The organism is Sphaerotilus montanus, from assembly GCF_013410775.1.
Lineage (GTDB): Bacteria > Pseudomonadota > Gammaproteobacteria > Burkholderiales > Burkholderiaceae_C > Sphaerotilus > Sphaerotilus montanus.
Genome location: NZ_JACCFH010000001.1, coordinates 1,386,755 through 1,409,774, shown reverse-complemented (window position 1 = coordinate 1,409,774; position 23,020 = coordinate 1,386,755). Strand labels below are relative to the sequence as shown.

General features: G+C 68.2%; 28 protein-coding genes. 13 read left to right on the top strand and 15 right to left on the bottom strand.

Going from position 1 to position 23,020, the window contains the following annotated elements:
• Nucleotides 1–3 precede the first annotated feature (3 nt).
• From BDD16_RS06250 to BDD16_RS06195, 12 genes are all read left to right on the top strand, one after another.
• Nucleotides 4–240: an oxidoreductase-like domain-containing protein gene (locus BDD16_RS06250; protein ID WP_179633155.1), complete on the top strand. Its 237-nt coding sequence runs from the start codon at nucleotides 4–6 to the stop codon at nucleotides 238–240.
• 218 nt (nucleotides 241–458) lie between these two features.
• Nucleotides 459–1,130, top strand: a complete 672-nt coding sequence (gene rplC, locus BDD16_RS06245; protein WP_179633154.1) for a 50S ribosomal protein L3 — start codon at nucleotides 459–461, stop codon at nucleotides 1,128–1,130.
• Nucleotides 1,130–1,750 carry a 50S ribosomal protein L4 gene (rplD, locus tag BDD16_RS06240; protein ID WP_179633153.1) on the top strand — a complete coding sequence of 207 codons (621 nt, stop codon included), beginning with the start codon at nucleotides 1,130–1,132 and terminating at the stop codon, nucleotides 1,748–1,750. Before rplC ends, rplD begins: the two co-directional genes overlap by 1 nt.
• Nucleotides 1,747–2,073 (top strand): 50S ribosomal protein L23, encoded by a 327-nt coding sequence (gene rplW / locus BDD16_RS06235; protein WP_179633152.1) that lies wholly within the window; start codon nucleotides 1,747–1,749, stop codon nucleotides 2,071–2,073. The genes rplD and rplW overlap by 4 nt, the downstream gene beginning before the upstream one ends.
• Nucleotides 2,073–2,897, top strand: a complete 825-nt coding sequence (rplB, locus tag BDD16_RS06230; protein ID WP_179633151.1) for a 50S ribosomal protein L2 — start codon at nucleotides 2,073–2,075, stop codon at nucleotides 2,895–2,897. The genes rplW and rplB overlap by 1 nt, the downstream gene beginning before the upstream one ends.
• Before the next feature lie 13 nt (nucleotides 2,898–2,910).
• Entirely contained in the window at nucleotides 2,911–3,186 is a 276-nt protein-coding gene (gene rpsS / locus BDD16_RS06225) for a 30S ribosomal protein S19 (protein WP_179633150.1), read from the top strand.
• Nucleotides 3,187–3,198: 12 nt separating this feature from the next.
• Complete coding sequence (rplV, locus tag BDD16_RS06220; protein WP_179633149.1) at nucleotides 3,199–3,528, top strand: 50S ribosomal protein L22; 330 nt, start codon at nucleotides 3,199–3,201, stop codon at nucleotides 3,526–3,528.
• A 15-nt stretch (nucleotides 3,529–3,543) separates the two neighbouring features.
• Nucleotides 3,544–4,386: a 30S ribosomal protein S3 gene (gene rpsC, locus BDD16_RS06215; protein WP_179633148.1), complete on the top strand. Its 843-nt coding sequence runs from the start codon at nucleotides 3,544–3,546 to the stop codon at nucleotides 4,384–4,386.
• A 3-nt stretch (nucleotides 4,387–4,389) separates the two neighbouring features.
• Nucleotides 4,390–4,806 (top strand): 50S ribosomal protein L16, encoded by a 417-nt coding sequence (gene rplP, locus BDD16_RS06210; protein ID WP_179633147.1) that lies wholly within the window; start codon nucleotides 4,390–4,392, stop codon nucleotides 4,804–4,806.
• Between the two features lie 15 nt (nucleotides 4,807–4,821).
• Nucleotides 4,822–5,022 (top strand): 50S ribosomal protein L29, encoded by a 201-nt coding sequence (gene rpmC / locus BDD16_RS06205; RefSeq protein WP_179633146.1) that lies wholly within the window; start codon nucleotides 4,822–4,824, stop codon nucleotides 5,020–5,022.
• A complete protein-coding gene (gene rpsQ / locus BDD16_RS06200) occupies nucleotides 5,019–5,312 on the top strand; it encodes a 30S ribosomal protein S17 (protein ID WP_179633145.1) in 294 nt (97 codons plus the stop codon). Before rpmC ends, rpsQ begins: the two co-directional genes overlap by 4 nt.
• 135 nt (nucleotides 5,313–5,447) lie before the next feature.
• A complete protein-coding gene (locus BDD16_RS06195; RefSeq protein WP_179633144.1) occupies nucleotides 5,448–5,954 on the top strand; it encodes a peroxiredoxin in 507 nt (168 codons plus the stop codon).
• Here the strand turns inward: BDD16_RS06195 and BDD16_RS06190 are convergent.
• The 15 genes from BDD16_RS06190 to mpl all read right to left on the bottom strand — a co-directional run bounded on the left by BDD16_RS06190 (nucleotide 5,945) and on the right by mpl (nucleotide 21,835).
• Complete coding sequence (locus tag BDD16_RS06190; RefSeq protein WP_179633143.1) at nucleotides 5,945–7,444, bottom strand: zinc-ribbon and DUF3426 domain-containing protein; 1,500 nt, start codon at nucleotides 7,442–7,444, stop codon at nucleotides 5,945–5,947. The genes BDD16_RS06195 and BDD16_RS06190 overlap by 10 nt on opposite strands.
• A gap of 28 nt (nucleotides 7,445–7,472) precedes the next feature.
• Nucleotides 7,473–8,402, bottom strand: a complete 930-nt coding sequence (gene prmA / locus BDD16_RS06185; RefSeq protein WP_179633142.1) for a 50S ribosomal protein L11 methyltransferase — start codon at nucleotides 8,400–8,402, stop codon at nucleotides 7,473–7,475.
• Nucleotides 8,399–9,754 carry an acetyl-CoA carboxylase biotin carboxylase subunit gene (gene accC, locus BDD16_RS06180; protein WP_179633141.1) on the bottom strand — a complete coding sequence of 452 codons (1,356 nt, stop codon included), beginning with the start codon at nucleotides 9,752–9,754 and terminating at the stop codon, nucleotides 8,399–8,401. Before accC ends, prmA begins: the two co-directional genes overlap by 4 nt.
• 13 nt (nucleotides 9,755–9,767) lie before the next feature.
• Nucleotides 9,768–10,226 (bottom strand): acetyl-CoA carboxylase biotin carboxyl carrier protein, encoded by a 459-nt coding sequence (gene accB / locus BDD16_RS06175; protein ID WP_179633140.1) that lies wholly within the window; start codon nucleotides 10,224–10,226, stop codon nucleotides 9,768–9,770.
• A gap of 255 nt (nucleotides 10,227–10,481) precedes the next feature.
• Nucleotides 10,482–11,063 (bottom strand): TlpA family protein disulfide reductase, encoded by a 582-nt coding sequence (locus BDD16_RS06170; RefSeq protein WP_179633139.1) that lies wholly within the window; start codon nucleotides 11,061–11,063, stop codon nucleotides 10,482–10,484.
• Nucleotides 11,060–11,671 carry a hypothetical protein gene (locus BDD16_RS06165; RefSeq protein ID WP_179633138.1) on the bottom strand — a complete coding sequence of 204 codons (612 nt, stop codon included), beginning with the start codon at nucleotides 11,669–11,671 and terminating at the stop codon, nucleotides 11,060–11,062. Before BDD16_RS06165 ends, BDD16_RS06170 begins: the two co-directional genes overlap by 4 nt.
• Nucleotides 11,668–12,471, bottom strand: coding sequence for a transglycosylase domain-containing protein (locus tag BDD16_RS06160; protein ID WP_179633137.1), 804 nt, complete (start codon nucleotides 12,469–12,471; stop codon nucleotides 11,668–11,670). Before BDD16_RS06160 ends, BDD16_RS06165 begins: the two co-directional genes overlap by 4 nt.
• A 7-nt stretch (nucleotides 12,472–12,478) precedes the next feature.
• Nucleotides 12,479–13,315, bottom strand: a complete 837-nt coding sequence (gene aroE, locus BDD16_RS06155) for a shikimate dehydrogenase (RefSeq protein ID WP_179633136.1) — start codon at nucleotides 13,313–13,315, stop codon at nucleotides 12,479–12,481.
• Between the two features lie 46 nt (nucleotides 13,316–13,361).
• Entirely contained in the window at nucleotides 13,362–14,249 is an 888-nt protein-coding gene (locus BDD16_RS06150) for a TonB family protein (protein ID WP_179633135.1), read from the bottom strand.
• A gap of 49 nt (nucleotides 14,250–14,298) precedes the next feature.
• Complete coding sequence (locus tag BDD16_RS06145; RefSeq protein WP_179633134.1) at nucleotides 14,299–16,368, bottom strand: ribonuclease catalytic domain-containing protein; 2,070 nt, start codon at nucleotides 16,366–16,368, stop codon at nucleotides 14,299–14,301.
• A gap of 42 nt (nucleotides 16,369–16,410) precedes the next feature.
• Entirely contained in the window at nucleotides 16,411–18,129 is a 1,719-nt protein-coding gene (locus BDD16_RS06140; protein ID WP_179633133.1) for a diguanylate cyclase domain-containing protein, read from the bottom strand.
• A complete protein-coding gene (locus BDD16_RS06135; protein WP_179633132.1) occupies nucleotides 18,126–18,926 on the bottom strand; it encodes a substrate-binding domain-containing protein in 801 nt (266 codons plus the stop codon). Before BDD16_RS06135 ends, BDD16_RS06140 begins: the two co-directional genes overlap by 4 nt.
• A 149-nt stretch (nucleotides 18,927–19,075) precedes the next feature.
• The gene (fabG, locus tag BDD16_RS06130) at nucleotides 19,076–19,816 is read right to left on the bottom strand and encodes a 3-oxoacyl-ACP reductase FabG (protein ID WP_179633131.1); all 741 of its coding nucleotides are present in this window, start codon (nucleotides 19,814–19,816) and stop codon (nucleotides 19,076–19,078) included.
• A gap of 44 nt (nucleotides 19,817–19,860) precedes the next feature.
• The gene (locus tag BDD16_RS06125; protein WP_179633130.1) at nucleotides 19,861–20,460 is read right to left on the bottom strand and encodes a YqiA/YcfP family alpha/beta fold hydrolase; all 600 of its coding nucleotides are present in this window, start codon (nucleotides 20,458–20,460) and stop codon (nucleotides 19,861–19,863) included.
• Between the two features lie 4 nt (nucleotides 20,461–20,464).
• Complete coding sequence (gene mpl / locus BDD16_RS06120; protein ID WP_179633129.1) at nucleotides 20,465–21,835, bottom strand: UDP-N-acetylmuramate:L-alanyl-gamma-D-glutamyl-meso-diaminopimelate ligase; 1,371 nt, start codon at nucleotides 21,833–21,835, stop codon at nucleotides 20,465–20,467.
• A gap of 83 nt (nucleotides 21,836–21,918) precedes the next feature.
• On the opposite strand from mpl, the gene BDD16_RS06115 reads away from it, so the two are divergent.
• Complete coding sequence (locus tag BDD16_RS06115; RefSeq protein WP_179633128.1) at nucleotides 21,919–22,971, top strand: 6-phosphofructokinase; 1,053 nt, start codon at nucleotides 21,919–21,921, stop codon at nucleotides 22,969–22,971.
• The last annotated feature ends 49 nt before the right edge of the window (nucleotides 22,972–23,020 follow it).

Genomic DNA, 23,020 nt, shown 5'->3' with positions numbered 1-23,020 from the left:
ACCATGGTGGATGGGACCGATGCGGCCTTGCTGGCTGTCCGCCCGGCGTTGAAGACCGAGGCCGAAGCGCTGATCGCTGCGGTGCAGGCGCGTGCGGCCGAGCGTGGCGTGGCGTTGCCTGTGGCGCCTGAAGCGCCGGTCAGTTGCTGCGGGCGTGGCTGCACGGATTGTGTCTGGGCCTTCTTCTACAGCGAAGTGCGCTACTGGCGCGACGAGGCGGTGCTGCGCTGGTCCGCGTGAGCCGCCAAGGCGCTCGCTCGCGGCTCGCTTGCTGGTAGTTCTTGCGCCAAGCCGCACAGCTGTGTGATAATCGCGAGCTTTTCGGGCTGCAATTAAAATTGCGCCCATTTTCGTCGTTCCGGTTCGTTCGACCGTCCGCCCTTCAGGCGGGTGTGCGGGTGAAGCGGCAACAACTTAGTCAGCCCGGCCAATCGTTGTCGGGTTATTGGAGAAGAACCATGAGTCTTAGCAATCGTCTCGGATTGCTGGGCCGCAAGGTGGGCATGATGCGCATCTTCACGGACGACGGTGATACCGTGCCCGTGACCGTGCTGGACGTGTCCAACAACCGCGTTGCCCAGGTCAAAACCGTGGAAACGGATGGCTATACCGCACTGCAGATCACGTTCGGCGCCCGCAAGGCCTCCCGCGTGAACAAGCCGGAAGCCGGACACCTGGCCAAGGCCGGTGTCGAAGCTGGTGAGCTGCTGCAAGAGTTCCGCGTGACTGCCGATGTGGCCGCGGAATACAAGGCCGGCGCTACCCTGCCGGTCACGATGTTCGCTGCTGGCCAGACCGTCGACGTGCAAGGCACCTCGATCGGCAAGGGCTTCGCTGGCACCATCAAGCGCCACAACTTCAGCTCGCAGCGCGCGTCGCACGGCAACAGCCGTTCGCACAACGTGCCGGGCTCGATCTCCATGGCGCAGGATCCGGGTCGCGTGTTCCCGGGCAAGAAGATGACCGGTCACATGGGCGACGAAACCGTCACGACCCAGAACCTGGACATCGTGCGCGTTGACGAAGCCCGCCAGCTGCTGCTGGTGAAGGGTGCCGTCCCGGGTTCGAAGGGTGGCTTTGTCACCGTGCGTCCCGCCGTGAAGGTCAAGCTCAAGAAAGGGGCCAACTGATGCAGCTCGAGCTCCTGAATGAACAAGGCCAAGCGTCCGCCAAGGTCGATGCTTCGGACGCCGTGTTCGCCCGTGACTACAACGAATCCCTGATCCATCAGGTCGTCGTTGCCTACCAGGCCAATGGCCGCCAAGGCACCCGCGCCCAGAAGGACCGCGAGCAGGTTCACCACTCGACCAAGAAGCCCTTCCGCCAGAAGGGCACCGGCCGCGCACGCGCCGGTATGACCTCGTCGCCGCTGTGGCGCGGGGGCGGTCGGATTTTCCCGAACCTGCCGGAAGAAAACTTCTCGCACAAGATCAACAAGAAGATGTACCGCGCCGGCATGGCCGCCATCTTCTCGCAGCTGGCCCGCGAAGGCCGTCTGGTGGTGGTCGACACGCTGTCGGTCGAAGCCCCCAAGACCAAGCTGCTGGCCGCCAAGCTCAAGGCCATGAACCTGGATCACGTCATGGTCATCGCTGACCAGATCGACGAGAACCTGTTCCTGGCTTCGCGCAACCTGCCGAACGTGCTGGTTGTCGAGCCGCGTTTCGCCGATCCCCTGTCGCTGGTCTTCTACAAGAAGGTCGTCGTCACCAAGGGTGCGATCGACAAGCTCCAGGAGATGTTCGCATGAGCCGCGCTCCCATCAATCGCAATTTCTCGGAAGGCCGTCTGGCCCAGGTGCTCGTCGCACCGATCATCTCCGAGAAGGCCACCAGCATTGCCGAAAAGAACAACCAGGTGTTGTTCAAGGTGCTGCAGGACGCCACCAAGCCCGAGATCAAGGCCGCCGTCGAACTGATGTTCAAGGTCGAAGTGGACTCGGTGCAGGTCGTCAACCAGAAGGGCAAGACCAAGCGCTTCGGTGGACGCATCGGTCGCCGTGACCACGTGCGCAAGGCGTATGTGTCGCTGAAGGCCGGGCAGGAACTCAACTTCTCCGGGGAGGCCGCGTAATGGCTGTCGTCAAGGTCAAACCGACTTCGCCTGGCCGCCGTGGCGTCGTCAAGGTCGTTCACAAGCACCTGCACAAGGGCGCTCCGGAAGCTTCGCTGCTGGAACCCCAGAAGCAGAACTCCGGCCGTAACAACAACGGTCACATCACGGTTCGCCACAAGGGCGGTGGTCACAAGCACCACTACCGCGTGGTCGATTTCGTGCGCAACAAGGACGGCATCCCCGCCAAGGTCGAGCGCATCGAGTACGACCCGAACCGCACGGCGCACATCGCTCTGGTGTGCTACGCCGACGGCGAGCGTTCGTACATCATCGCTCCGCGTGGTCTGGAAGCCGGTCAGACGGTCCTGAGCGGCGCCGAGTCGCCGATCAAGGCCGGCAACACGCTGCCGATCCGCAACATCCCCGTGGGCTCCACGATCCACTGCGTCGAGATGATGCCCGGCAAGGGCGCCCAGATCGCCCGTTCGGCCGGCACCTCGGTGACGCTGATGGCGCGTGAAGGCGTCTACGCCCAGGTGCGTCTGCGCTCGGGTGAAGTGCGCAAGATCCACATCGACTGCCGCGCGACGATCGGCGCAGTCTCCAACGAAGAGCACAACCTGCGCCAGTACGGCAAGGCCGGTGCGATGCGTTGGAAGGGCATCCGTCCGACGGTTCGCGGCACCGCCATGAACCCGGTGGACCACCCGCACGGTGGTGGCGAAGGCCGCACCGGCGAGGGCCAGGCGCCTGTTTCGCCGTGGAACACCCTGACGAAGGGCTACCGCACCCGCAACAACAAGCGCACGCAGAACATGATCGTGTCGCGTCGCAAGAAATAAGGGGTAGTAGCTCATGTCTCGTTCACTGAAAAAAGGTCCGTTTGTTGACCACCACCTGCTGAACAAGGTCGAGAAGGCTGTCGCTATCAAGGACAAGAAGCCCATCAAGACCTGGTCGCGCCGTTCGACGATCCTGCCCGAGTTCATCGGTGTCACGATCGCCGTGCACAACGGCAAGCAGCATGTGCCCGTGTACGTGACCGACCAGATGGTCGGCCACAAGCTGGGCGAGTTCGCGCTGACCCGTACGTTCAAGGGTCACCCGGCGGACAAGAAAGCCAAGCGCTAAGGAGCGGCGACGATGGAAACTCAAGCAATCGTCCGCGGCGTCCGCCTGTCCTGCGACAAGGGTCGTCTGGTGGCTGACCTGATCCGCGGCAAGAAGGTCGGTCAGGCCCTCGACATCCTGGCCTTCACGCAGAAGAAGGCCGCCGGCATCATCAAGAAGGCGCTGGAGAGCGCGATCGCCAACGCCGAGCACAATGACGGCGCTGACATCGACGAACTCCGCGTCACCTCGATCTACGTGGAGCAAGGTGCCACGCTGAAGCGTTTCTCCGCACGGGCCAAAGGCCGCGGCAACCGCATCAGCAAGCCCACCGCGCACATCTACGTGACCGTTGGCAACTAAGGCAGGAAGAAATCCATGGGACAGAAAATCCATCCGATCGGTTTCCGCCTGCCGGTCACGCGCAACTGGTCGTCGCGCTGGTACGCCGGCAACCGTCAGTTCGCGGCCATGCTGGCTGAAGACATCGAAGTTCGCGAGTTTCTGAAGAAGAAGCTCAAGAGCGCCGCCGTCTCGCGCGTCCTGATCGAGCGCCCCGCCAAGAACGCCCGCATCACCATCTTCTCGGCACGTCCGGGCGTGGTGATCGGCAAGAAGGGCGAGGACATCGAGAACCTCAAGCTGCAACTCGCCAAGATGCTCAAGGTGCCTGTCGCCGTGAACATCGAGGAAGTGCGCAAGCCGGAAGTCGATGCGCAGCTGATCTCCGAATCGATCACCCAGCAGCTCGAAAAGCGCATCATGTTCCGCCGCGCGATGAAGCGTGCGATGCAGAACGCGATGCGTCTGGGCGCCCTGGGCATCAAGATCATGTCGGCCGGTCGTCTGAACGGCATCGAAATCGCGCGCACCGAGTGGTACCGCGAAGGCCGCGTGCCGCTGCACACCCTGCGTGCGGACATCGACTACGGCTTCTCGGAAGCCAAGACCACCTACGGCATCATCGGTGTCAAGGTGTGGGTCTACAAGGGCGACCGCCTGGCCAATGGCGAAGCACCGGCTGCCGCACGCGAAGAGCGTCCGGAAGACGACCGCCGCCGCCGTGGTCCGCGCAGCGACCGTCCGGGCGAACAGCGCCGTGGCGCGCCGCGTGGCAACAACGACCGCCGTCCGGGTGCCGCTGCTGGCGCCCCGGCGGGCGAAGCGGGCGTCAAGCGCGTGGTCCGTGCTGCTGCACCGGCCGCCCCCAAAGGAGAATAAGGAATGTTGCAACCGTCGCGTCGCAAGTTCCGTAAGGAACAAAAGGGCCGCAACACCGGCGTCGCCACCCGTGGCGCTCTGGTGTCGTTCGGTGAGTTCGGTCTGAAGGCCACGGAGCGTGGCCGCATCACCGCTCGCCAGATCGAAGCCGCCCGTCGTGCCATCTCGCGCCACATCAAGCGCGGTGGCCGTGTCTTCATCCGCATCTTCCCGGACAAGCCGATCTCGCAGAAGCCGGCCGAAGTGCGTATGGGTAACGGCAAGGGCAATCCGGAGTACTACGTGGCTGAAATCCAGCCGGGCAAGGTGCTCTATGAACTCAATGGCGTGCCTGAAGCGCTGGCCCGTGAAGCCTTCACGCTGGCTGCCGCCAAGCTGCCGCTGCGCACGACCTTCGTGTTGCGCCAGTTCGGTACCTGAGCAAGGGGAACATGAATGAAAGCTTCTGAACTCCGCGCCAAGGACGTCGCCGCGCTCGAAAAGGAAATCAGCGATCTGCTGAAGGCCCATTTCGGTCTGCGCATGCAAAAGGCGACGCAGCAACTGACCAACCACACGATGCTGCGCAAGACGCGTCGTGACATCGCTCGCGCCAGGACCATCCTGACCGAGAAGAAGAAGGGAGCCGCCCAATGAGCGAAGCCCAAGTCCAGACTGCTGCCGCTCCGGCGCAGAAGAACACCCGCACCCTGGTCGGTCGCGTGGTCAGCGACAAGCGCGCCAAGACGGTCACCGTCCTGGTCGAGCGTCGCGCCAAGCACGAGCTGTACGGCAAGATCGTGGCGCGTTCGCGCAAGTACCACGCCCATGACGAGACCAACCAGTTCAAGCTGGGTGATCTGGTCGAGATCTCGGAAAGCCGCCCGCTCTCCAAGACCAAGAACTGGGTTGTGACGCGCCTGATCGAAAAGGCCCGTCTGGTCTGAGAACGACCTGATACGCGACAGTTTCCGGGGTCTTGCTGACCTCGGATGACGCGAAAACCGGCACGCTGGGATACTGGCGGCCGGTTTTTTTTATTCTGGCTCTTTCCTTTTCCCACCTGAACGGAGAACTCTTCCATGCTGAAGATTGGCGACCAACTGCCCGCGGGCACCCTGTTCGAATACGTCGAAGTCGAGGGCAATGGCTGCTCGATCGGCCCGAATGCCTTCGATGTGACCAAGGAAACCGCAGGCAAGAAGATTGCCATCTTCGCGCTGCCGGGCGCCTACACCCCGACCTGCTCTGCACAGCACCTGCCGGGCTACATCGCCCAGGCCGATGCCTTCAAGGCCGCAGGCGTGGACGAGATCTGGTGCGTGTCGGTCAACGATGCCTTCGTGATGGGCGCCTGGGGCCGCGAGAACGGTGCTGCCGGCAAGGTGCGCATGATGGGAGACGGCGGCGCGCTGTTCACGCAGGCGACCGGCCTGGTGCTGGACCTGACCGCCAAGGGCTTCGGCGTGCGCTCGCAGCGCTACTCGATGCTGGTGGACAACGGCGTCGTGAAGACGCTCAACGTCGAAGGCCCGGGCAAGTTCGAGGTCAGCGACGCAGCGACGCTGCTGGCCCAGGCTCAGGGATAAAACGCGGCGAGCGTGTAGCCGGCGATGCGCTGGTTGGTGCTGGTGAACTCCAGGCTCCAGCTCGCATCGCTGGAGGCCGCCAGCAGGTCCGGCTGCCGGAATTCGGTCGGGGCCAGTACCCGGCGTACCACCACGGCACCCGACAAGTCCGTCAGGCTCAGTTCGATGTGCGGCGCGGCAACGGTGTGACTGGCCCGGTTGTGCAGCGTCACCCCCAGCAGGTAGCTGTCGCTGCCGGGCGGTCGGCTGAGGGCGGTGCTGTCCACGACCAGTGCGTCGAGTTGCTGTGGTGGCTGCAACTGGCATTGCCATTGCGCGCAGGCGTGCTCCAGCAAGGGGCGCGTGACCGGCCAGCGAGCCGCGATCAGGTCATGCCACTGGTGACCGATCTGTGCCACCAGCACACCGCCCAGCAGCAGCGCGCCCAGGCCCAGTGCGGCGCGGACGATCGGACGGTGCCAGCGTGCCTGCTTGTCGGCACGGCGCACGAAGTCCGGCAGTACAGCGACCTCTTGGGTTGTGGACGTTCCGTCCTCCACCGCCGCAGCGGCCTCCTTGGGCTCGGCAGTGGCCTCCTCTGCGGTCGTCGGTGCGGGGCGCTCCTCCACAGATGCGCCATGGCTGGACATGCGCTCGGCACTCAGGTCCAGCGTCTTTTCCAGATCGTCGATGAACGGCAGGGTCGGGCTGGGTGGCGGGGTCGCTGCTGGTGATTCCGGGGCGGTTTCGCCAGACTCCTGCGGGCTGGTGTGCACGACTTCGGCCGCGGCGACCGGTTCGGAGGCTGGGGGCGGCTCTGTCGATGGCGGCAGTGGCATGGGTGCCGAAGGCCAGTCCAGCGGCAGATCGACGTCCGGCCGGCCTTCGCGCTGCAGGCGTGCTGCCGCGAAGGCGCTGAACGCTTCGGAGCGGAATTCGAGGGTCGTGGCCGGGTAGACGGTCTCGTCGCCTGAAGGAAAGGGGTCCGGATCCGCCAGCACGTCCGGTGGCAGCGTCGGCAGTGTCGTGTCGGCGCTTGTCGTGCGCCAGGCACCAGGATCCGGCTGGGTGGGCGCCATGCCGCGCTCCGGCTCCTGGACCGATGGATCCCAGGTAGCGGCGCGGCGGGTGCTGATCTCGACCCGCGTGGCGGGCACGCTGCGTGCTGGCGCCGGCAATGGTGCTGCCGGGGCGGGTGAGGGGGGTGTTGCGGGAGGCGGCGGTGCGCGGTTTTGCAGCGCTTCCTGTCGTTCGCGCAGCACCTTGCCGTCCGAGAACATCGCCGGCCGGGTTTCCAGCCACGCGGGATCGGTCGGGTTGGTCGTTGCGGGCGTGGCGAGATCCGGTGCACCGCTCCTGGTGTCCCGCCGTGCGAGGTCGAACAGCCCCTCCAGCGCGTTGAACACCTCCTGGCAATGCCCGCAGCGGACCCAGCCCTCGGAGATCTTCAGTTGGTCCTGCACTACCCGGAAGACGGTGCCGCAGGAGGGGCAGGAAGTGGCCAGACTCATGCCGGAATCATGCCATTACCACCCGATTTCAGGGGCGGCGCGCCGTCAGCAGCACCCAGCCATCTTCACGATCTGCCACTTCCAGCGCGAGCCAGGGGGCATACGTCGCCTGCAGTTCCTCGATCTGGCGTTCCAGCAGGCCTGCCATCACCAGCGAACCGCCCGGTGCGACATGACCGCTCAACAGCGGCGCCAGCAGCTTCAGCGGTGCGGCCAGGATGTTCGCCAGCACGACCGGGTACTGCCCTTCGGCCAGGTCCGGCAGACCGACCCGGTGCAGGGTCACGCCATTCGCTGCTGCATTGGCCCGGCTCGACTCCACGGCGGCGAAGTCGATGTCCACCGCGTCGATGTCACGGGCGCCGTGCAGTCCGGCGCCGATGGCCAGGATGCCCGAGCCACAGCCGTAGTCGAGCACACGTGGCCACGGGTTTGCCAGATCGGCGTGGCGGGCGATCCAGCGCAGGCACATGCGGGTGGTCGGATGCGTGCCCGTGCCGAAGGCCAGGCCGGGATCCAGCCGCATCACGCGCGTGGCGCCTGCCGGTGGCTTGTGCCACGAGGGCACGATCCAGAACTCGGACGTGATCAGCACCGGCTCGAACTGCGACTGTGTCAGACGCACCCAGTCCTGGTCCGCCACGGGGTAGAGCCCCTGGACGTGCAGATCGGTGAAGGCGCTGTCGCCATCCTCGCCGTCCTGGGCCAGCAGCAGGGTGCAGGCGTCGGTGGCGGCATCCTCGTCGTTGAACAGGGCCTTGACGACCGAACGCTGCCAGCCACCAATGCTGGCCGACAGCGTCGCGGGCATGCCCGGCTCGCCGAAGATGGGGGCTTCGTCGGGCGTGTCGGCGTCCGCGTCCTCGACGGTGACGGCCAGCGCGTCCAGCTCCTCCATCAGCGCATCGGACACCGCATCGACCTGGTCGGCCGGACAGAGCAGGGTCAGCTCGATCATCCCAGCGACTTCCGTGCGGCCAGCCAGCCTTCGAGGTAATGGATGCTGGTGCCACCCTCCACGAAGGCGGCGTCGGACATCAGCTGCCGGTGCAGCGGGATGTTGGTCTGGATGCCTTCGACCAGCATCTCGCTCAGCGCGCTGCGCATGCGGGCCAGCGCCTGGTCGCGCGTGTCGGCGTGCACGATGATCTTGCCGATCATCGAGTCGTAGTTCGACGGCACGAAGTAGTTGCTGTAGGCATGCGAATCGACGCGCACGCCCGGTCCGCCCGGCGGGTGCCACATCGTGATGCGACCCGGCGACGGCGTGAACTTGAACGGATCCTCGGCGTTGATGCGGCACTCGATGGCGTGGCCGCGCTGGGTGATCTGCTTCTGCGTGAAGGGCAGCTCCTCGCCGGCGGCGATGCGGATCTGCTGCTGCACGATGTCGATGCCGGTCACCAGTTCGGTCACCGGATGCTCGACCTGCACGCGGGTGTTCATCTCGATGAAGAAGAACTCGCCGTTCTCGTACAGGAACTCGAAGGTGCCCGCGCCGCGGTAGTTGATCTTGCGGCAGGCCGCCGCGCAGCGTTCGCCGATCTTCTCGATCACCTTGCGCGGAATGCCCGGTGCCGGCGCTTCCTCGATGATCTTCTGGTGGCGGCGCTGCATGGAGCAGTCGCGCTCGCCCAGCCAGACGGCGTGGCCGTGCTGGTCGGCGAGGACCTGGATCTCGATGTGGCGCGGGTTCTGGAGATATTTCTCCATGTAGACGGCCGGGTTGTTGAAGGCCGCGCCCGCTTCCGCCTTGGTCGTCTCCACGGCGTGCAGCAGGGCCGCCTCGGCGTGCACCACGCGCATGCCCCGTCCACCACCGCCGCCGGCCGCCTTGATGATCACCGGATAGCCGGTCTCGCGGCCCATGCGGATGATCTCCTTCGGGTCGTCGGGCAGTTCGCCCACCGAGCCGGGCACGGTCGGCACACCGGCCTTGACCATCGCGTCCTTGGCCGAGACCTTGTCGCCCATCAGACGGATCGATTCGGGGCGCGGGCCGATGAAGGCGAAGCCGCTCTTCTCGACACGTTCGGCGAAGTCGGCGTTCTCGGACAGGAATCCGTAGCCCGGGTGGATCGCCTCGGCGTCCGTCACCTCGGCGGCCGAGATGATGGCGGGCATGTGCAGATAGCTCTTCTGCGACGGGGCGGGGCCGATGCAGACGGCTTCGTCGGCGAGCTTGACGTACTTGGCGTCGCGGTCCGCTTCGGAATACACCACCACCGCCTGGATGCCCATCTCGCGGCACGCCCGCTGGATGCGCAGCGCGATCTCGCCGCGGTTGGCGATCAGGATCTTCTTGAACATGATGGCGCGGGCCTTATTCGATGATGAACAGCGGCTGTCCGTACTCGACGGCCTGGCCGTTCTCGACGAACACCTTGGTGACCGTGCCGTCCACGTCCGACTCGATCTCGTTCATGATCTTCATGGCCTCGATGATGCACACCGACTGGCCCTTCTTGATGACCGTGCCCACGTCGGCCAGCGCCTTGGCGCCGGGGTTGGAGGCGCGGTAGAAGGTGCCGACCATCGGCGACTTGACGACATGGCCGGTGATGACCTCGGCCACCGGTGCCGCCGGCGCGGCAGCCGCCACCGGTGCGGCAGGTGCCGGATGGGCCATGGGCTGACCGGGGTAGTGCGCGGCCATCACCATGGCGGGTGCCGTACTTTGCTTGACGATGCGCACCTTGCCGTCGGCTTCGGTGATCTCCAGTTCGGAGACGTTGGATTCCGACACCAGATCGATCAGGGTCTTCAGCTTGCGAAGGTCCATGGGGGCTCCGTGATACTCGGGTTGCAGTGAGCGGGGCAGTCGGATGCGTGCCCCGCTGGCCGGCGGCGGCCCTGTCGCGTCGGTTCGCGTGCAGGACTCGCGTCAGATGGGCCGTGTTGCCGCGGGTTTGTCAGCCAAACCCCAGACTTTACGCGCTTTTCTGTTCCATTCGATGACGGTCTTCACAAATTGAGACCCGGTCGGCGAGGTCCGCGATGATGCCACGGGCCGAGGTTCGCGCAAGAACCAAACCGTTCATCCTGTGGTGCCTGCGCCTGCAGCACCGACCCACTCTTGCAGTTCTTTCAGATTGGTCTCACCCAGTTTGCGGTGGAGCACCTGACCGTCCGCACCCAGCACCACGGTATAGGGCAAGCCCCCGGTCGTGTTGCCCATCTGGCGCGCCAGTTCGGTGCCGCCGAAACCGGCCAGTCCGATCGGAAACCCCACCGGCGTCTTCACCAGGAACTCGCGCACGGGCGTGGGGCCGTCCACGGCCAGTCCGATGACTTGCCAGCCGGCCTGTCCGCGTGCGGCCTGGGTACGGGCGAAGGTGTCGAGCAGCGGCATTTCCTTGACGCAGGGTGGGCACCAGGTCGCCCAGAAATTGATCAGCAGCGGCCGCCCGCGCAGGTCAGCCAGTGCCAGCGTGCCGCCCTCGGGCCGGTCGAAGCGCAGGGACCACGGCGCTTGCGCACCGCTGCCCGACGCCGACGCGGCGGCCGGGGCTGCCGTCTGGAGGGCCGGCGTGGCCGCACGCTGCCGGGCCCACCAGCCCGACCCGCCGGCCACCACGGCCACGCCGGCGCTCAATCCGATCCAGCTTCTGCGGTTCATGGGGTGTTCTCCTCGTTCATCAGGCGGCGCAGACCGGCCAGGTCGCCGCGCTGCGTGCGGCCCTGGGCGTCGGCCTTGAGGGCGCCGCGCAGGTCGTCATGGTCCAGGATGGTGAGAAACACCGTCACGGGTTCGCCCAGCGCATCGCAGCGCTGCGCCAGGCTCAGCACGTCGACCGGCTGGTGGCGCGGCCCGTTCACGCTGCCCACGTCGTAGTCCACGCCCTGGTTGATCAGCGCCAGCTCGGCCGACTTGCAGTCGTCGCAGTAGAGCTGCAGGTGGACGGCGGACAGCCGGGTGGCGGTGCCGCGCCAGACGGCGCCGGTCAGGTGCGGGCGGAACTCGGCCAGCCGCTCCATCCACAGCGCGGCCACGCTGCGCAGCGCGGCCAGCTCGGCCGGCTGCGTGTCGGCGCAGAACACCGCCAGGTACTCGCGCACGGCGTCCTCCACCGCGTCGTTGTCCGGCATGTGCACGCTGCGTGACGCGCCCCGGCCCAGGTCGCGGGCGGCACGGCGCTTGGCGGGGCCGTACTCCAGGCCTTCCTCGACCACCAGCCGGGCGGCACTGGCGGCAATTTCTTCGGTCAGGGTGTTGTAGGCAGTCATGGCAGTGGAACGGCCCCCATGCGCGCAGTGATCGTCGCGGCGCGGCTGACGAGGTAGGGCGAGCCGGGGCGCTGCTCGAAGCGCTTGGGCGCCGGCAGCATCACCGCCAGCCGCGCCGCCTGCGCCGGAGCGAGCCGGGCGGCGTCGACGTGGAAGTAGTGCTCGGCAGCAGCCTGCGCGCCGAAGACGCCTTCGCCCCACTCGACGTTGTTGAGGTAGATCTCCAGGATGCGCCCTTTGTCCAGCAGGCCTTCGAGCATGAAGGTGAGCAGGAACTCCTGGCCCTTGCGTGCGGCGGTGCGCTCGCCGGACAGGAAGAGGTTCTTGGCGAGCTGCTGGCTGATGGTGGAGCCGCCGACCACCTTGGGCTCGACCCGGCGCAGCGGCGTGGCCAGCGGCTTGCCGCGGCTGGCCGCCTTCTGCTCGCGCTGCTCGATCAGCCCGTTGCGCTTCTCTGCCGAAGCTTCGGCGCGCTGGTTGCGTTCCCAGGCCTTTTCCAGCGCATCCCACTCGACGCCGCTGTGCTCGTTGAAGCCGGCGTCCTCGCTGGCGATCACGGCACGCTGCAGGTGCGGGCCGAGCTGGTCGCGGTCGCGCCACGCCTGGCTCCACAGCACCTGGCCCTGTTCCGTGGCCAGACGCCAGATCTCGCTGCGCTGGAAGGGCGTCGACTGCGGATCGACCACCACCATCAGCGCGATGCGCAGCACGAAGTAGAGCTGCAGCGCCACCGCGCTCAGCAGCAGCAGGGCCAGCAGCCGCCAGAGGTGGCTGCGCCAGAGCGGGGCTGTGGCCGTCATCGCGGGTTCAGCGGACGCCGTCCACCTGCGCCCGCAGCGCGGCCAGCACCGGCGCCGTGTCCGGCCGCACGCCGCGCCAGGCGAAGAAGGCTTCCGCAGCCTGCTCGACCAGCATCCCCAGCCCGTCCCGGCCGGTGGCGCCATGCTGCGCCGCCCAGTCGAGGAAGGCGCGCGCACCGGCGCCGTACATCATGTCCACCGCCAGCCCGTCTGCCTGCAGCACGCTGGCGGGCACGGGCACGCCAGCGCCAGACAGGCTGCTGGCCGTGCCGTTGATGACGATGTCGAAGGCCGTGCCGGGTGCGTCCAGCGGCGCGGCGCTCAGCGCGACGCCGTGGTCACGTGCCAGATCGGCGTGGCGATCGACCAGCGCCTGCGCCTTCTCTGCGGTGCGGTTGGCGACGACCAGCGCGCTGGGGCCGGCCTCGATCAGCGGCCCGAGCACGCCTGCTGCCGCGCCGCCCGCGCCGATCAGCAGCACACGCCGGCCTGCCAGCGCCACACCGGCGTTGACCGTGATGTCGCGCACCAGCCCGATGCCGTCGGTGTTGTCGCACCACCAGCCGTCGGCGTCGAAGCGCAGCGTGTTGGCGGCTTCGGCGCGCTGGGCGCGTGGCGTGCGGCGCGGGGCGAGCTGCCAGGCCTCGAACTTGAAGGGCACGGTGACGTTGCAGCCATGCGCGCCGTCCGCGGCGAACTGGCGCACCGTCGCGGTGAAGCCGTCGAGCGGGCTGCGCAGGCGGGTGTAGTCGATCGACTGGCCGGTCTGGGCCGCGAAGCGGGCCTGGATGTCGGGGGAGCGGCTGTGCTCCACGGGGTGGCCGATCACGGCGTAGCGGTCCATGGCGGGCGTGGGGAAAGTGAAACGGTGGGTGGGGTGTCCGGGGCGCTCACTGCGCGGGGGCGTTCTTGGGCGTGGCATCCTCGACCGAGGCCTGCACGCCCTGGTCCCGCGTGAAGCGGAAGCGCGACACGAACACCAGCCGGTCGAACTGGCTGCGCATGGCCGGCGTGAAGTGGCCGTACGGTGCAGCGCCGCGCACGATGGACTGCGCCTTGCGGTCGAGTGCACGGTTGCCCGAGGTCTTGATCACCTCGGCCTCGACGACCCGGCCCAGGCTGTCGACTTCCATCAGCATGCTGAGTTCGCCGTAGAGCTTGGCGCCGTCGGCTTCGGGGAAGTTGCGGGTGCCGATGTCCTCGATGCGGCGGCGCAGCGAGTCGTAATAGATCGCGTGCACGCCTTCGCGCGCGGCGGGGCTGACGTAGCGGCGGCGCGGGCGGGCGTTTTCGTCGTTGATGCGCTTCTCGATCTGTGCGAGCTGGTCGATGAGCTGGCGGCGGCGCTCCTCCTCGGCGTGCGCGGCGGAGGGGGTCTTGTCGGCCGCCTGCACGGGGTCGGGGGTGTTGAGCCGGGCCAGCTCGCGCTTGATCTGGGTGAGCAGCTGCGTCTGCTGGGCCTGCATCTGCTCGATCTGGCGCGTGGCGTCGTCGATGGCGTTGCCGGCCTGGTCGGCAGGCGAGGGCGGCAGTGGCGAGGTGGCGACGCCCTTGTCCGCATCACCACCGCCCGCCAGGTTGCGCTGGGCGATGACCTGGGCCTTGGTGGGAGCCTCGGCCGAACTGGCGTTGACGAGCACCACCTCCAGCGGTGTGTCCTGCAGGATCCGGTCGAAGGCCTGCGGATCCACGACCCGCACCATCAGCACCGCCGCGTGCAGGCCGACCGACAGGAGCAGGGCGGTCTGGAGGGTCGAGAGTTGCTTGAGACGCTGCATCGTGGATCGGCGGGTCGGCGGGTCGGCGTGTCGGCGTGTCGGACGTGGGTCAGGATGCCGATGGTACTGGCGCCGCGGTGTCGGTGGATGCATCGGCGTCATGCACGTCGATCGCCAGGGCCAGTCCGGTCGCGGCGGCCTCGGCACCTTCCTCGGCATCGTCTTCGAGCACGGCGTCGTCGTCGCTGCGGGTCGAGTCATCCAGGCGGGTGAGCACGCTGCCGCCGACTTCCAGCGTCAGCAGGTCCGGCTCGCCCAGCCGCACACGGACCCGGGCACCGCGTGGCATCGCGTCCGCCCCGGCGGCGCGCAGCACCAGCGGCAGCGTGTCGGCGCGCACCAGCCCGTCCTTCATCACGGCGCAGTCGAGTTCGGTGATGCCGTTCTGGGTCAGCCAGCGCAGCGTCCAGAAGCGCTCGATGGCGTTCTGGAAGCCGTTGTAGGCCGAGTACGCGGTGTCGAAGCCGGAGATGATCGCCATCAGCATCATGTCCTTGGGCTTGAACGGCGCGACCAGCGCGGCGGTGCGGCCGTGGCGGGCGCAGGCGATGATCTGCCACTGGTTCACGAGGTCCACATAGCGCCGCAGCGGCGAGGTGGCCCAGGTGTAGTGCGCCACACCCATGCCGGCGTGCGGCTGCGCGCGGGTCGACATGCGGACCTTGACGCCCGGCGCCATGCTCGCCTGGCTGCGGTAGATGCCCGGCACGCCCAGCTCGGCCAGCCAGCCGCCCCAGGTGTTGTTGGCCAGGATCATGGCCTCGGCGACGATGGTGTCCAGCGGTGCGCCGCGGCGGCGTTCGCTGATCTGCACCGTCTCGTGGCCGCTCGGCGGCTCCACCGGCGACTGGCCGGCAGCATCGACGAGCTTGAAGTTGTAGTCCGGCCGGTTGAAGTTTTCCGGCTTGCCGCGCACGACCTCGCGCTGCGCCTTCAGGTGCCTGGCCAGCCGGAAGCCGAAGGACAGCTCGGCCGCGAACGGGAAGTCCGCCGGCGCCGCGCCCGTCAGCGCCGCCTCGGTCACCACCGCGTCGAGCTTGTCGTGGCGCAGGTTGGCGGCGATCGGCACGCGCTCCAGCTTCGTCTCGCTGGACTTCACTTCGAGCGTCGCCTCGTCCATCGTCACGTACAGCGACACGGCCGGGCAGTCACGCCCTTCCTGCAGCGTGTAGGCCTGCACCACGTCGTCCGGCAGCATGGTCAGCTTCCAGCCGGGCATGTAGACGGTGGACAGCCGGTCGCGCGCCACCTTGTCGATGGGCGAATCGGGGGCGATGGCCAGTGCGGGCGCGGCGATGTGCACGCCGAAGATGACGGTGCCCGTGCCCAGTCCCTGCACCGACAGCGCGTCGTCGATCTCGGTCGTGGCCGAGTCGTCCACCGAGAAGGCACGCACGGAGGCCAGCGGCAGCTCGTCCTTGATGGCGGGGGCCGTGAGCGCGGCGGGGAAATTCGTGCCCTTGGGGAAGGTCTCGAACAGGAAACGCCGCCAGTGGAACTGGTAGGGGCTGTCGATGGCCTTGCAGTCGAGCAGCAGGTCGAGCGGTGCGCGCTGCGAGCGCTTGGCGGCTTCGACCACGGCCTTGTATTCCGGCCCGTTCTTGTCTGGCTTGAACAGGATCTTGTACAGCTCGTTGCGCACCGGCTCCGGGCACTGGCTGGCGATCAGCGCGGTGGTCCAGACCTCGATCTGCGCGGCGACCTGCGCCTTCTTCTCGATCGCGAGCAGCGCGGCCTTGACGATGTCCTCGGGCGCCTTGCGGAAGAGCCCCTTGCCCATGCGGCGGAAATAGTGCGGCGCGTGGAACAGCTTGAACAGGGCGGCCGCCTGCTGGGTCGGGCCGGCCTTGGCGTCGAAGTAGTCGCGCGCCAGATCGGCGAAGGCGAACTCGTCCTCGGGCGCGAATTCCCACGCCAGCTCCAGCTCGATCTCCTCGGCCAGACGCTGGCCCTCGGCGATCAGCTCGGCGGGCGAGGGCTTCTCGAACTTGAGCAGCACATTGGCGGCCTTGACCTTGACACGCTTGCCGGAGTCCAGCTCGATCTGCATCGAGCTTTCGGCTTCCGACATCACGCGTCCGGCGAGGAATTTTCCGGCGTCTTCGAAGAGGGCATTCATAGGGGCGGGATTGTCGCCGATGGCCGCTGGTCCCGTGGCGCATCAAGTCCCCATCGATTCCGACGGACTGCCATACAGCCGGTACGTCCGCCGCCCTGCGCCCTTGGCGGCGTAGAGCGCCATGTCGGCGTGCTTGAGCAAGGTGCTGGCGTCGCGGCCGTGCTCCGGATGCAGCGCGATGCCGATCGAGACCGAGACCTGCACCGGCGGAGCGTCCGCTTCGAGGTGGAAGGGCTGCTCCAGCGCATGGATGATCTTCTGCGCCAGCCGCTGCGGCGCCAGCGGCGGGCCGTCCGCATGCGCGATCAGCACGAACTCGTCACCCCCGAGCCGCGTCACGTCCTCCCGGCGTCCGACCAGCCGGACCAGCCGCTCCGACGCCTCGCACAGCAGCGCGTCGCCGACATCGTGGCCACGCTGGTCGTTGACCTGCTTGAAGCCGTCGAGGTCGAGGAACAGCAGCGCCCAGTCCTCGCCCGGCTGTTCGGCCAGCCGGTTCGACAGCATGCGCATCAGGCAGCCCCGGTTGGGCAGGCCGGTGAGCGGGTCACTGTCGGCGGCATGTTCGGCCAGCACCTTGGCGCGGTGCAGCGCCTCGTGGTGTCGGGCCACCGAGCGGGCCGTGTGGTCGAAGACGTGTTCCAGCGCGTCGAGTTCGCAGCCACCGCTGGCGAAGGGCAGGCTCCTGCCCGCAGGCCTCACGTGGACCTCGCCCGTGATGTCCCGGGCCAGGTGCTCGGCCTGGGTCTTGATCTGGCGCAGCCGCCGCCCCAGCGTCATCGCGAACAGGCTGGTCGCCACGATCGCCAGCCCGAACATCGTCATGGCCGAGCGCGTGGCCTCGCGGGCGGCGACGACGACATGGGCCTGTGCCGCCTGCGCGTCCCCCTGGACGATCAGCACGAAGGTCTCGTCGCCCAGCCGGACCGGCACGTACTGGCGCAGGTTGTCCTGGTCCAGGTCGAAGACGAGCACCGGTCGGCGCTCGAACAGGGCCTGTTCGAGCGGCTTCTGGTGCAGCGTCGGGGTCATGTGGAACCGGTCGGACGAGCGGGCGACGACGCCGATCGGGGTGGCGATGGCCAGCTCGACCGTGCTGTCCTGTGCGATGCGGCGTGCGAACGGGTTGTCGAAGCGTGTCCCCGCCATCACGACGCCGACCACGCGCCCGTCGAGGTCCGGCACCGGAACGATCGAGCGCACGATCAGGCCGCCGCTGGCCTCCTTGGCGGTCTGCAGCATCGCCTCGCCGCCCAGCGCCTCGGCGACGCCCCACACCGATGCCTTGAGCCCGCGCACGGCCGTGGTGGGCGCGCGGTGGACGATCACGCGGCGGCGGTCGATCAGGTCGAGGGTCGAGAGGCCGGTGCTGTCGAAGACCGCCTCCATTTCCTTGCCGACCGCGGCCAGCACGCCCGGCGTGGTGCCTTCCTGCAGCGCCTCGCGCACGGCAGGGTGCCGGGCCAGCGACTGCGTCGTGCTCACCAGCACCCGCGACTCGGCCTCGATGCGCGCCCGGGCCACCAGTGCCGCGCCGATCAGGTGTTCGCTTTCGGACTCGCGGATGAGCGCCTGTGCCGAGTCCACATAGGCCCGGTAGCTCGACCCGATGACCACCACCGCCAGCACGCTGATGAACCCCAGCACCTGCAGGCCCAGCGGAAAGCGGCTCAGCCAGCGTGCTTGTCCCGAAGCCTGTGCGCCCGGTGGAGCCGGACCGCCGCACACCACTTGCACGGCCCGCGCCAGGGCACTGGTCATTTCGGCTGGGCGCGGGGCACGGCGATCTGCAGCTTGCGCAGCACCTGCGCGCCTTCGGCCGACGTGACGAAGGCCAGGAAGCGCCGCAGGTCCTCGTCGAGCTGCGATTCCCGCCAGGCCAGCACGTGCTCGACCTTCATCGGGTAGCGACCGCTGGCCACCGTGTCGGCACTGGCGGCGATGCCGTTGAAGTGCAGCGCCCGGATCCGGTCATCGCGGACATCCGAGGTGGACAGCGTCATCCAGCCGAGCGCGGTGCGGTAGCGCGCCAGCCCCTCGCGCATCTCGGTGTCCGAGTTCGCGAGCTTGGCCGAGGCGGTGAACTTGACCTGCGCGAAGGCCGGGATGTGGCGCCGCAGGGCCTGGTGCGCGATTTCGCTGGCCTCGCGGTAGAACACCAGCACCGGCGCGGGCGGGCCGCCCAGCGCCTCCCAGTCGTCGGTGGCGCCGCTGAACAGCGCCAGCGCCTGGGCTTCGGTGAGGTTGGTGACGGGCACATCGCGGCCGGTCACGAACACCACCGCGTCCGCGCCGTAGACCACCTGCTGCAGGCCGCCACTGCGCAGCTCGTCCTCGGTCAGCCGCCGCGCCAGCCGTGCAACCGATGCTTCGCCCGATTGCAGGGCGCGCAGACCCCCGGCAATGCCGACGCTCGGGGGGATGTCGATGACGGTGCCGGGTCGCTGGCGCGTGAATTCCGCGGCCAGGGCGCGCAGGCCGATCTCCGGCGGGCCCGCACCCGGAATGATGTGTGGGGCCGCTGCGGCCAGTCCGTTCCACAGCAAGGCCATGGCCATGGCCACCTGCCGAACATTCCGCCATCCGATCGCCGTCTGCTGCATGCCTGAAACGCTCCCGTGTTGTCACGGCAGCGCCCGTGTGCACAGGACCGTGTCTCAGGTCGTATCGGCGGTCTGCAGGGAGAGTTGAGTGCGGCGTCTCGTGGCTAGACCGTCAGCCCGCCCGCCACTTCCAGCACCGCCCCGTTCACATAGCTCGCCTCGTCGCTCGCGAGGAAGGCGTACACGTTGGCGATCTCCTCCGGCTTGCCGAGGCGGCGCAGCGGCACTTCGGCGCGCATGCCGTCGAGCACCTTGTCGGGAATGGTCGAGAGGATCGGCGTCTCGATGAAGCCCGGCGCGACCGCGTTGACGCGGATGCCCTTCGGCCCGAGTTCGCGGCTCCAGGTCTTGGTGAAGCCGATGACGCCGAACTTGCTGGCGGCGTAGTTGGTCTGGCCGAAGTTGCCGTAGATGCCGACGACCGAGCTGGCGTTCAGGATCACGCCCGAGCCCTGCTCGACCATCGTGTCCGTCACCGCCTGCGCGCAGTGGAAGACGGCGCGCAGGTTCACGTCGATCACCGCGTCGAACTGCTCGATGGTCATCTTCTGCAGCCGCGCGTCGCGGGTGATGCCGGCGTTGTTGACCAGCACGTCGATGCGACCGAACTGCGCCTTCACGGCGGCGACCATCGCATCGACCGCGGCCCGGTCGGTGACGTTGACGGCGAAGCCTGCCGCCCGTGCGCCCGCCGCGCGGCACTGCGCGACCGCGGCGTCCACCGCCTCGGGCTTCATGTCGCAGACGATGACGACGGCGCCTTCGCGGGCGAACTTCAGTGCGGTGGCCAGGCCGATGCCCTGGGCGGCGCCGGTGATGATCGAGACCTTGTCTTGGAGTCGCATGGTGGAGTGGCTTTCTCTCGTTTTCGGGGTGTTGGAATCGGTGGTCAATCCAGGTGCAGGAAGCCGCGCATGGCCGGCAGGTGCGTGTCGAAGTCACTGAGCGCGTGGTCACCGCCGTCGAGCAGGTGCAGCTCGGTCCCGGCGTAGCGGGCCGACATCTCGCGCCAGTCCAGCACCTCGTCGCCCTTGGCGACCCAGGCCTGGTAGCGCGCCGGCTCGCGTAGCGCACCCGGCGCCATCGCCTGTAGTTCATCGATGAACTCGGCGCGGAAGAAGAAGCGGTCGGCCGGGTCGTGCCACGCGGTCAGCTCGCCGATGTACTTCGTCAGGTCGCGGGCGGGGTCGATGGCCGGGTTGATCAGCACGGCGCGGCAGCCATGCGCCTCGGCGAACACGGTGGCGTAGAAACCGCCCAGCGAGCTGCCCATCACGGCACGGGTGTCGGTGGGCCAGTCGCGGGTGCCGGCCGCGACCAGCGCCATGGCCTCGGCGGGCGAGGGCGGCAGTTGCGGGCACCACCACGTCAGGTCCGGCCGGTGCGCCGCGACCCAGGCGGCCATCTTCTGCGCCTTCATCGACTGCGGCGAGGAGCGGAAGCCGTGGAGGTAGAGCAGGTGGGTGGTGTGGGGCGTGGCGGGGTGCATGCCGTCACGCCTTCTTCGCCAGCGCCTCCAGCAGCTTCGCGTGCACGCCGCCGAAGCCCCCGTTGCTCATGCACAGCACCTGGTCCCCCGGGCGCGACAGCCGCACGACGGCGTCCACCAGCTCGGGAATCGTGTCGCAGACCCGCGCCTGCTTGCCCATCGGCGACAGCGCCTCGCGGGCGTCCCAGGTGAGTCCTGCGCTGTGGCAGAAGGACAGATCGGCCTCCTCCAGCGCCCACGGCAACTGCGACTTCATCGCCCCGAGCTTCATCGTGTTGGAGCGCGGCTCGAACACCGCCAGGATGCGCGCCGTGTCGCCGATGCGCCGGCGCAGGCCGTCGACGGTGGTGCGGATCGCCGTCGGGTGGTGGGCGAAGTCGTCGTAGACCTTCACGCCGCCGGCCTCGCCGCGCAGCTCCATGCGGCGGCGGACGTTCTCGAACAGACTCAGCGCCTCGCCCGCCACCGCGGGGCTGACGCCGACCTGTTCGGCGGCGCCGATGGCGGCCAGCGCGTTGAGCTGGTTGTGTTCGCCCAGCAGCGACCAGTCGACGCGGCCGACCTTCATGCTGCCGCGCAGCACGTCGAAGGCGTGTGGCTCGCCGCGGCTGCGCAGCGCGCCGGGTTCTTCCTTGCGGGCGCCGAAGAACTGCACCGGTGTCCAGCAGCCGCGGGCGAGCACCGTCTTCAGCGCGTCCTCGCGGATGTTGACGACCAGCCGCCCCTGCGACGGCACCGTGCGCACGAGGTGGTGGAACTGCGTCTCGATGGCGGCCAGATCCGGGAAGATGTCGGCGTGGTCGTATTCGAGGTTGTTGAGGATGGCGGTGCGCGGGCGGTAGTGGACGAACTTGCTGCGCTTGTCGAAGAAGGCGGTGTCGTACTCGTCCGCTTCGATCACGAACGGCGCGCCCGGCGCCACGCGGCCGAGCCGGGCCGAGACGCCGAAGTTCTGCGGCACGCCGCCGACCAGGAAACCCGGCTCCAGCCCCGCGTGTTCGAGGATCCACGCCAGCATCGAAGTGGTCGTGGTCTTGCCGTGCGTGCCGGCCACCGCCAGCACGTGCCGGCCCTGCAGCACGTTCTCGGCCAGCCACTGCGGGCCGCTGGTGTAGGGCAGGCCGGCGTCGAGGATGGCCTCCATCAGCGCATTGCCGCGGCTGACGACGTTGCCGACGACGTAGAGGTCGGGGTTCAGCGCCAGCTGGTCGGGCGAGAACCCTTCGATGAGGTCGATGCCGAGGGCGCGGAGCTGGTCGCTCATCGGCGGGTAGACATTGGCGTCGCAGCCGGTGACGCGGTGGCCGGCTTCGCGGGCCAGTGCGGCGACACCACCCATGAAGGTGCCGCAGATGCCGAGGATGTGGATGTGCATGGGCGGCCATTCTAGGAGCGCACCGGTGCCGTGATCACACGGACGCGCCCTAGACTGGGCGGACAGTTTGAAAGGACCTGTTCATGCGCATCGGACTCCTCACCGGCGGCGGCGACTGCCCCGGTCTCAACGCGGTGCTGCGCGCCGTCACCAAGTCGCTGATCCGCCAGTGCGGCGCCGAGGTGATCGGCATCGAGGACGGTTTCCTCGGCCTGATCGAGCGCCGCGTGCGCCCGCTGGGCTGGGACGACGTCAGCGGCATCCTCGCCATCGGCGGCACCATCCTCGGCACCAGCAACACCGCCAGCCCCTTCGCCTGGCGCGGTGCCGATGTGTCGGCCGATGTGGTCGCCTACCAGCGCGAACTCGGCCTGGACGCGCTGGTTGCCATCGGCGGCGACGGGACGATGACGATCGCCGCGCGGCTTGGCGCGGTGGGCGGCGTGCCGATGGTGGGCGTGCCCAAGACGATCGACAACGACATCGCCGGCTGCGAGCGCAGCTTCGGCTTCGACACGGCGGTCGCCACCGTCACCGACGCGCTGGAGCGCGTGCAGACCACCGGCCAGAGCCACGGCCGCGTGATGATCGTCGAGACCATGGGCCGCTACGCCGGCTGGATCGCGCTGGAGGCGGGCATCGCGGGTGCGGCCGACGTGATCCTGCTGCCGGAGATCGACTACGACGTGGCCCGCATCGCCGAGGTCTGCCGCGCCCGCAGCGCCCGGCGGCGCGCCACGCTGGTCTGCATCGCCGAAGGGGCGAAGCCGGCCGGCGGCGCGATGACGGTGGAGCGCACCGTCGCCGGCAGCCCCGATCCGATCCGCCTCGGCGGTGTCGCCCACAGGCTGCGGGCGCAACTGCAGCCGCTGCTGGCCAGCGAGGTGCGCGCGACGGTGCTGGGCCATGTGCAGCGCGGCGGCAGTCCGACGCCCTTCGACCGCGTGCTGGCGACGCAGTACGGCAACGAGGCGGCGCGGCTGCTGCGGCGCGGCGAATTCGGGCGGATGGTGACGCTGCAGGGCGGGCGCCTGAGCAGCGTGGCGCTGGCGTCGGTGGCGGGGCAGAACCGGTGTGTGCCGGCGGACCACGCCTTGCTGGCGTGTGCGCGGGAGATCGGGGTGTGTCTGGGCTGATGTTCCGCCAGCGGGCAACCACGTCCGACCATGAATTTCTGATCGGTAA

Bases quoted from the DNA above. Each gene is read 5' to 3' on its own strand.
- accB (WP_179633140.1), bottom strand. From the start codon at position 10,226: ATGGACCTTCGCAAGCTGAAGACCCTGATCGATCTGGTGTCGGAATCC.
- rplD (WP_179633153.1), top strand. From the start codon at position 1,130: ATGCAGCTCGAGCTCCTGAATGAACAAGGCCAAGCGTCCGCCAAGGTC.
- aroE (WP_179633136.1), bottom strand. From the start codon at position 13,315: ATGGACCGCTACGCCGTGATCGGCCACCCCGTGGAGCACAGCCGCTCC.
- BDD16_RS06125 (WP_179633130.1), bottom strand. From the start codon at position 20,460: ATGCACCCCGCCACGCCCCACACCACCCACCTGCTCTACCTCCACGGC.
- fabG (WP_179633131.1), bottom strand. From the start codon at position 19,816: ATGCGACTCCAAGACAAGGTCTCGATCATCACCGGCGCCGCCCAGGGC.
- mpl (WP_179633129.1), bottom strand. From the start codon at position 21,835: ATGCACATCCACATCCTCGGCATCTGCGGCACCTTCATGGGTGGTGTC.
- rplW (WP_179633152.1), top strand. From the start codon at position 1,747: ATGAGCCGCGCTCCCATCAATCGCAATTTCTCGGAAGGCCGTCTGGCC.
- rplB (WP_179633151.1), top strand. From the start codon at position 2,073: ATGGCTGTCGTCAAGGTCAAACCGACTTCGCCTGGCCGCCGTGGCGTC.
- BDD16_RS06250 (WP_179633155.1), top strand. From the start codon at position 4: ATGGTGGATGGGACCGATGCGGCCTTGCTGGCTGTCCGCCCGGCGTTG.
- BDD16_RS06140 (WP_179633133.1), bottom strand. From the start codon at position 18,129: ATGACCAGTGCCCTGGCGCGGGCCGTGCAAGTGGTGTGCGGCGGTCCG.
- rplC (WP_179633154.1), top strand. From the start codon at position 459: ATGAGTCTTAGCAATCGTCTCGGATTGCTGGGCCGCAAGGTGGGCATG.
- BDD16_RS06135 (WP_179633132.1), bottom strand. From the start codon at position 18,926: ATGGCCATGGCCTTGCTGTGGAACGGACTGGCCGCAGCGGCCCCACAC.
- BDD16_RS06160 (WP_179633137.1), bottom strand. From the start codon at position 12,471: ATGACGGCCACAGCCCCGCTCTGGCGCAGCCACCTCTGGCGGCTGCTG.
- BDD16_RS06170 (WP_179633139.1), bottom strand. From the start codon at position 11,063: ATGAACCGCAGAAGCTGGATCGGATTGAGCGCCGGCGTGGCCGTGGTG.
- rpmC (WP_179633146.1), top strand. From the start codon at position 4,822: ATGAAAGCTTCTGAACTCCGCGCCAAGGACGTCGCCGCGCTCGAAAAG.
- BDD16_RS06145 (WP_179633134.1), bottom strand. From the start codon at position 16,368: ATGAATGCCCTCTTCGAAGACGCCGGAAAATTCCTCGCCGGACGCGTG.
- rplV (WP_179633149.1), top strand. From the start codon at position 3,199: ATGGAAACTCAAGCAATCGTCCGCGGCGTCCGCCTGTCCTGCGACAAG.
- rpsQ (WP_179633145.1), top strand. From the start codon at position 5,019: ATGAGCGAAGCCCAAGTCCAGACTGCTGCCGCTCCGGCGCAGAAGAAC.
- rpsC (WP_179633148.1), top strand. From the start codon at position 3,544: ATGGGACAGAAAATCCATCCGATCGGTTTCCGCCTGCCGGTCACGCGC.
- BDD16_RS06115 (WP_179633128.1), top strand. From the start codon at position 21,919: ATGCGCATCGGACTCCTCACCGGCGGCGGCGACTGCCCCGGTCTCAAC.
- accC (WP_179633141.1), bottom strand. From the start codon at position 9,754: ATGTTCAAGAAGATCCTGATCGCCAACCGCGGCGAGATCGCGCTGCGC.
- rpsS (WP_179633150.1), top strand. From the start codon at position 2,911: ATGTCTCGTTCACTGAAAAAAGGTCCGTTTGTTGACCACCACCTGCTG.
- prmA (WP_179633142.1), bottom strand. From the start codon at position 8,402: ATGATCGAGCTGACCCTGCTCTGTCCGGCCGACCAGGTCGATGCGGTG.
- rplP (WP_179633147.1), top strand. From the start codon at position 4,390: ATGTTGCAACCGTCGCGTCGCAAGTTCCGTAAGGAACAAAAGGGCCGC.
- BDD16_RS06150 (WP_179633135.1), bottom strand. From the start codon at position 14,249: ATGCAGCGTCTCAAGCAACTCTCGACCCTCCAGACCGCCCTGCTCCTG.
- BDD16_RS06190 (WP_179633143.1), bottom strand. From the start codon at position 7,444: ATGAGTCTGGCCACTTCCTGCCCCTCCTGCGGCACCGTCTTCCGGGTA.
- BDD16_RS06195 (WP_179633144.1), top strand. From the start codon at position 5,448: ATGCTGAAGATTGGCGACCAACTGCCCGCGGGCACCCTGTTCGAATAC.
- BDD16_RS06165 (WP_179633138.1), bottom strand. From the start codon at position 11,671: ATGACTGCCTACAACACCCTGACCGAAGAAATTGCCGCCAGTGCCGCC.